Raw genomic sequence first — 6,640 nt, forward strand, 5'->3', positions numbered from 1 at the left:
ACAGGCCCTAAAGCGGCAGCGAGGCAGCGTTGCGCTGCCAGAAGGCCGCATCGGGAAAGCTGCCCGCAGCGGCCGCCGCGTTGTCCGCCATGTGCTCGGGCCAGGTGGTGCCGGGGATGGTGCAGGTCACGGCGGGATGGCTCAGCACGAACTTCAGCAGCAGCTGCGCCCAGCTTGCGCAGCCGATCTCGTTCGCCCAGCCGGGCAGGGGCTGGGCGCGCAGCCGGCGCAGCAGCCCGCCGCCGCCGCCGAAGGGCATGTTGACGATCACTGCCATGCCGCGCTCGGCTGCCAGCGGCAGCAGTCGCTCCTCGGCCTGGCGCGCGTCGACCGAGTAGTTGATCTGCAGGAAGTCGAGCGGCTCGGCGCGCAGCACCGCCTCGACCTCGGCATAGGCCGAGGCGGTGTAGTGCGTGATGCCGATATAGCGCACGCGGCCTTGGGCCTTCCAGTCGCGCAGCGTCGCCAGGTGGGTGCGCCAGTCGACCAGGTTGTGTACCTGCAGCAGGTCGATGCGCGGCGTGCGCAGGCGCTGGAAGGACTGCTCCATCTGCGCGATGCCGGCCTCGCGGCCGGAGGTCCAGACCTTGGTGGCGAGGAAGGCCTTCTCGCGCTGCCCGCTCGCGGCCAGCAGCGCGCCCACCACGGACTCGGCGCGGCCGTACATCGGCGAGCTGTCGATCAGCGAGCCGCCGGCGGCGAACAGCGCATCGAGCACGCCCGGCAGGCGCTGGTGCTCGGCGCTGCCGGGGCTGACATCGAAGCCGAGCCAGGTGCCGCAGCCGATCACCGGCAGGGCTTCGCGGGTAGAGGGGATGGGGCGGGTGGTCATGGGCGCCATGGACTTTTCCACATGATCGTCCTGGACTCGGAAAAAGAAAACCTTGGCACCCAGGAATACTGTATAAAAATACAGTTATCTGGATCATCATGGGCCTGCCTTCCTTCGACTCCTTTTCCTCCGCCGCCCGCCACAAGGTCTGGCGCGGGGACACGCTGGGCCTGGCCGATGGGCAGGTCATCGGCACGGGGCATGCGGCGCTCGATGCGCAACTGCCCGGCGGCGGCTGGCCGGTGGGCGCGATGACGGAGCTGCTGCAGGCTGCGCCCGAAGCCCATGCCTGGCAACTGCTGCTGCCGGCGCTGGCGCAGGCCGTGCAGGGCGGCGCGGGGCCCGTTGCGCTGATCGGCGCGCCGCAGGAACCCTTCGGCCCCGCGCTTGCGGCGCAGGGCCTGCCGGTCGAGGCGCTGCTGTGGGTGCGCAGCGAAGCACAGGCCGCGCGGCTCTGGGCCTGCGAACAAGCCTTGCGCTGCGCCGAGGTGGCCGCCGTGCTGGCCTGGCTGCCGCAGGCGCGGGTGGGCGATCTGCGGCGGCTGCAGCTTGCGGCGGCGCAGCACGACCGCCTGCTGTTCGTGTTTCGCCCGGACGCGGCCGCCCATTCGGCGTCGCCGGCGCGGTTGCGTTTGCGGCTCGCCGCCTGCGCCGCAGACGCCGCGCAGATCGACGTCCACATCCTCAAGCGCCGCGGCCCGCCGCTGGCGGCGCCCCTGCAACTGCCGGCGCGCAGCGAGCGCATGACGGCGCTGCTTGCGGCCAGCCAGCTCCGGCGCAAGCTGCGCCGGCAGCAGGAGGGCGGGCTGCCACCCAGGACCGAAGGCGCGACCGTGCTCCGCCTCGGCCTCCACGCGGAGCAAGGCCATGCACTGGATCGCATTGCGCTGGCCGCCTGAGATCGCCGCCGCCCAGGAGGTGCCGCTGCCGTCTCCCGAGGCGCTCGGCTGGTGGGCCCTGCAGTTCACGCCGCACGTTGCCTGGGTCGACGGCGAAGCCCTGCTGCTCGAAGTCTCGGCCTGCGAGCGGCTGTGGGGTGGGCGCCTGGCCTTGATGCGCGAGATCGCGCGGCTCAACCCGGTGCCGGAAATCCCCGTGCAGCGCGCGCAGGGCGCGACCAGCCTGGTCGCGCTGGCGCGGCTGCGCATGTTCGCGCGCGGCGAGCAGCCGCCGTACGAGCTGCCGTCCGGCCTGCCGCTCGACACGCTGAGCGCGGCGCGCGATCACCTGGAAGTGCTGGCGCATTTGGGCTGCCGCAGCTGGGGCGATGTCGAGAAGCTGCCACGCGGCGGCCTCACGCGCCGCTTCGGCAAGGCATTGCGCGCGGCCCTCGACGTGGCCTACGGCCTGGCGCCCGACGGCCATGAGTGGCTGCAGCTGCCCGACGTGTTCGAGCAGAAGCTGGAGCTGCCCGCGCTGGCCGAGGGCGCGCCCGAGCTCATGTGGTCGGCCAACCGCCTGCTGGCGGCGCTGCAGATCTGGCTGCGGGCGCGCCAGCGCGGCGCGGTGGCGATCGAGCTGCAATGGACGCTGGACCTGAAGCGGCTCAACGGCGTCACGCTGCCGCCGCACCAGCAGCTCACGGTGCGCACGGCCGAGCCCACGCAGGACATGGCGCACCTGCGGCGCCTCCTGGCCGAGCGGCTCGCGCTCACGACGCTGGCCGCGCCGGCGAGCTGGCTGCGTCTGCGCTCGGTCGAGACCGCGCCCTGGGCCGGGGCCAGCACCAGCTTCCTGCCCGAAGACAACCGCAAGGGCGACAAGCTGCACGAGCTGGTCGAACGGCTCAGCGCGCGGCTGGGGCCGCAGCAGGTGCTGCGCGCGGTCGCCCAGGCCGATCACCGGCCCGAGTGCCGGCAGACGTGGCGGCCTGCATTGCACAAGCCGCAGGCTGCTGCCTCGCCACCGCCGGCGGCTTCGCAATCGGCGGCTCGGCCGACGCCGGGCCGCCCCAAGGCGACCGATGGCCCCGTCGGGGAGCAGGGGGCCATCTACCCGTCCTGGCTGCTGCGCGAGCCCTTGCGGCTGGAAGTGCGCGACGGCCATCCCTGCTTCCGCGGCGTGCTGCGCAAGCGGGTCGGGCCGCAGCGGCTGGAGGCCGGCTGGTGGGGCGGCCCGGGGCAGGGCGCGAAGGAGGGCGCGGAAGAGGGCGGCCACCCGGCCGTGCGCGACTACTACATCGCCGAGAGCCCGGAGGCGGGCCTGGTCTGGATCTTTCGCGAGCGGCCCTCGGCCTTCCTGTCCGACGAGGCGCCGCGCTGGTTCCTGCAAGGGCTCTACGCCTGAGCGAAGGATGAGGCCATGCCCGAACTCAGCGACAAGCAGATCCTGAAGCGCAAGCGTGCCTCGGCCACGGTGCATGCCTTGCCGCCGCGGCTGCCACAGCCGGAAGCCGGGCCGCCGATGCCGCCGATGCCGCAGGGGTTGCCGGTACTGCCGGCCTACGCCGAGCTGCACTGCCTCACGAACTTCAGCTTCCAGCGCGGGGCCTCGCATCCCGAAGAGCTCGTGCAGCGCGCCTACGCGCTCGGCTACGAGGCGCTCGCGATCACCGACGAATGCTCGGTGGCCGGCGTGGTGCGCGCGCACGAAGCGCTGCGGGAGCTCCTCGAGACGCTCGATCCTTCGCAGCAGCATCCCTTCCGCCTGCTGTTCGGCAGCGAGTTCCGCTTCGAGCGCTTCAAGCTGGTGGCGATCGCGCACGATCTGGAAGGCTGGGGCAACCTCTGCGAGTTCATCACCGCCGCGCGCACCACGGCGCCCAAGGGCAGCTACCACGTGAGCTGGGACGACAGCGACGTCGTCTCGCTGTGCGATTGCGAAATCCTCTTCGTGCCCCTGCGCGCGCCCGGCGCCATGCCCGACGCCGAAGCGCTCTGCGCCGACGTGGCCCAGGTCGCGCGCCTCTTCGCGGGCCGCCTCTGGATCGCGGCCGAGCTGCCCAACGAGCTCGACGACGACCTCTGGCTCGTCACGCTGCTGCAGGCCGGCGCACAGGCCGGCGTGCCGCTGGTGGCGGCCGGCGACGTACACATGCACGTGCGCTCGCGCAAGCCGCTGCAGGACGTGATCACGGCCGTGCGCGAGGGCAGCCCGGTCGCCGAATGCGGCTTCGCCCTGCAGCCCAATGCCGAGCGGCACCTGCGCTCGCGCCTGCGGCTGGCAAACCTCTATCCGGCCGAGCTGCTGGCCAACACGCTCGAAGTCGCGCGGCGCTGCAGCTTCGACCTGAACGTGATCCGCGAGCACTACAAGTACCCGCTCGAGAACGTGGCGAACGGCGAGACGCCGGCGCAGACGCTGGTGCGCAAGACCTGGGAAGGGGCGCGCGAGAAGTATCCGCAGGGCCTTCCGGAGAAGGTGCGCAGGCAGATCCAGCACGAGCTCGACCTGGTCATCGAGATGCACTACGAGATGTTCTTCCTCACGGTGGAAGACATCGTTCGCTTCGCGCGCTCCCAGGGCATCCTGTGCCAGGGCCGCGGCTCCTCGGCCAACTCGGCGGTCTGCTACTGCCTGGGCATCACCGCCATCGACCCCGAGACCGGCCATCTGCTGTTCGAGCGCTTCCTGAGCCGCGAGCGCCGCGAGCCGCCCGACATCGACGTCGACTTCGAGCACCAGCGGCGCGAGGAGGTGATCCAGTACATCTACCGGAAGTACGGCCGCGACCGCGCCGCCATCGCCGCGGTCGTGATCTGCTACCGCTCGCGCAGCGCGCTGCGCGACGTGGGCAAGGCGCTGGGCATCGATGCCCGCCTGGTCGACGAATTCGCCAAGGACCACTACTGGTTCGATGGCGTGGTGCTCGACCAGCGGCTGCAGGAGGCGATGCAGCGCACGGGCGTGCAGGAGGCCATGCCCAGGCTGCTGCAGTGGATCGAGCTCACGCAGCAGCTGCGCGGATTCCCGCGCCACCTGAGCCAGCATGTGGGCGGCTTCGTGCTCACGCAGAGCAAGCTCACGCGCCTGGTGCCGGTGGAGAACGCCTCGATGAAGGACCGCTCCGTCATCCAGTGGGAGAAGGACGACCTCGAGGCCATGGGCATGCTCAAGGTCGACGTCCTGGCCCTGGGCATGCTGAGCGCGATCCGGCGCACGCTGGCCCTGGTCAACGGCTGGCGCGGCACGGCGATCGAGATGCACCACATCCCGAACGACGACGAGGCCGTGTTCGACATGATCTGCGATGCCGACACCATCGGCGTGTTCCAGATCGAGAGCCGCGCGCAGATGTCGATGCTGCCGCGCCTCAAGCCGCGCAGCTACTACGACCTGGTGATCGAGGTCGCCATCGTGCGGCCCGGGCCGATCCAGGGCGGCATGGTGCATCCGTACCTCAAGAACCGCGAGAAGGTGCGCAAGGGCAGCGAGATCGACTACCGCTATCCCGATCTCATCCCGGCGCTGGGCCGCACCCTCGGCGTGCCGATCTTCCAGGAGCAGGTGATGCAGATCGCGATGATCGCGGCCCGGTTCACGCCCGATCAGGCGGATCGCCTGCGCCGTTCGATGGCGGCCTGGAAGCGCAAGGGCGGCGTCGAGAAGTTCCGCGAGCCCCTGGTCGAAGGCATGGTCGAGAACGGCTACGAGCGCGGGTTTTCCGAGTCCATCTTCAAGCAGGTCCAGGGCTTCGGCGAATACGGCTTTCCTGAAAGCCATGCCGCCAGCTTCGCGCTGCTGGTGATCGTGAGCAGCTGGCTCAAGCTGCACGAGCCCGCCTGCTTCCTCGCCGCGATGCTCGATTCGCAGCCGATGGGCTTCTATTCGCCCTCGCAGCTGGTGCAGGATGCCAGACGGCATGGCGTCGAGGTGCGCCCGGTCGATGTGACGATGAGCGATCTCGACTGCACCCTGGAGCCCCCGGCTGTTGCTCCTTCCCCCTCTGGGGGAAGTCCGCAAAGCATCCCACCCCGCTTCGAACATCGCCGAGGCCACCCCCACCAACCCGCCATACGCCTCGGCCTGCGCCGCATCGCCACCCTCAGCGAAGCCGGCGCCACCCGCATCCTCGAAGCCCGCGCCCAAGCCCCCTTCACCAGCACCGAAGACCTCGCCCTGCGCGCCGAGCTCGACGCCAAGGACATGGCCGCACTGGCTGCCGCCGATGCGCTGCTGGCGCTCTCGGGCCACCGGCGCCAGCAGGTCTGGGACGCCACCGCGCAGCGGCGCGCGCCGGCGCTGCTCAAGGGCGTGCCCATCCTCGAGCGCGCGCTGCAGCTGCCCCTGGCACCCGAGGGCGAGGAGATCGTCGGCGACTACGCCTCGCTGGGCTTCACGCTGCGCCGCCATCCGCTGGCGCTGCTGCGCCCGCGGCTCGCGCGCATGAAGCTCAGCAGCGCCGAGCAGCTGCGCGACCTGCCCAGTGGCCGGACCGTGCGCGCCTGCGGCATCGTCATGGGCCGCCAGCGCCCGCAGACCGCCAACGACACCATCTTCGTCACGCTCGAGGACGAGACCGGCAACGTCAACGTGATCGTCTGGAAGCACGTGGTCGAGGCCTGGCGCGAGCCGCTGCTGAAGTCGCACCTGCTCGCGGTGCAGGGCACCTGGCAGCGCGACGTGGACAGCGGCGGCGAGGTGCGGCACCTGGTGGCCACCGGCTTCCGGGACCTGACGCCACTGCTGGGGCGGATCGCGAAGAGCAGCAGGAGCCGGGACTTCCATTGAATCGACGAGAGGCGAGGCTGCGCGCGCCGCAACCGTGCATCGCGCGAAGCTGAAAACCTGGGCTCAAGCCGCTTCCATCATGATGGTCTTGAACTCCCCGCTGGCGATGCGCTTCTGCCATTCCGCGGGCCCGGTGAT

The 6,640-nt window shown here is 70.9% G+C and carries 4 protein-coding genes; 3 read left to right on the forward strand and 1 reads right to left on the reverse strand.

Annotated features, from left to right (window positions below; all coding sequences use genetic code 11):
* Window positions 1-7: 7 nt before the first annotated feature.
* Entirely contained in the window at window positions 8-841 is an 834-nt protein-coding gene (locus tag AC3A6X_RS35635) for an aldo/keto reductase (protein ID WP_487846581.1), read from the reverse strand.
* Between the two features lie 89 nt (window positions 842-930).
* On the opposite strand from AC3A6X_RS35635, the gene imuA reads away from it, so the two are divergent.
* From imuA to AC3A6X_RS35650, 3 genes are read left to right on the forward strand one after another with little or no spacing between them, the layout of a single operon-like run.
* Window positions 931-1,731: a translesion DNA synthesis-associated protein ImuA gene (gene imuA / locus AC3A6X_RS35640; protein WP_487846582.1), complete on the forward strand. Its 801-nt coding sequence runs from the start codon at window positions 931-933 to the stop codon at window positions 1,729-1,731.
* A complete protein-coding gene (locus AC3A6X_RS35645; RefSeq protein ID WP_487846583.1) occupies window positions 1,700-3,118 on the forward strand; it encodes a DNA polymerase Y subunit UmuC family protein in 1,419 nt (472 codons plus the stop codon). The genes imuA and AC3A6X_RS35645 overlap by 32 nt, the downstream gene beginning before the upstream one ends.
* A 15-nt stretch (window positions 3,119-3,133) precedes the next feature.
* On the forward strand, window positions 3,134-6,502 hold the full coding sequence (locus AC3A6X_RS35650; protein WP_487846584.1) for an error-prone DNA polymerase: 3,369 nt from the start codon (window positions 3,134-3,136) through the stop codon (window positions 6,500-6,502).
* Window positions 6,503-6,640 lie beyond the last annotated feature (138 nt).

This window comes from Variovorax sp. Soil_C_12 (assembly GCF_057657375.1).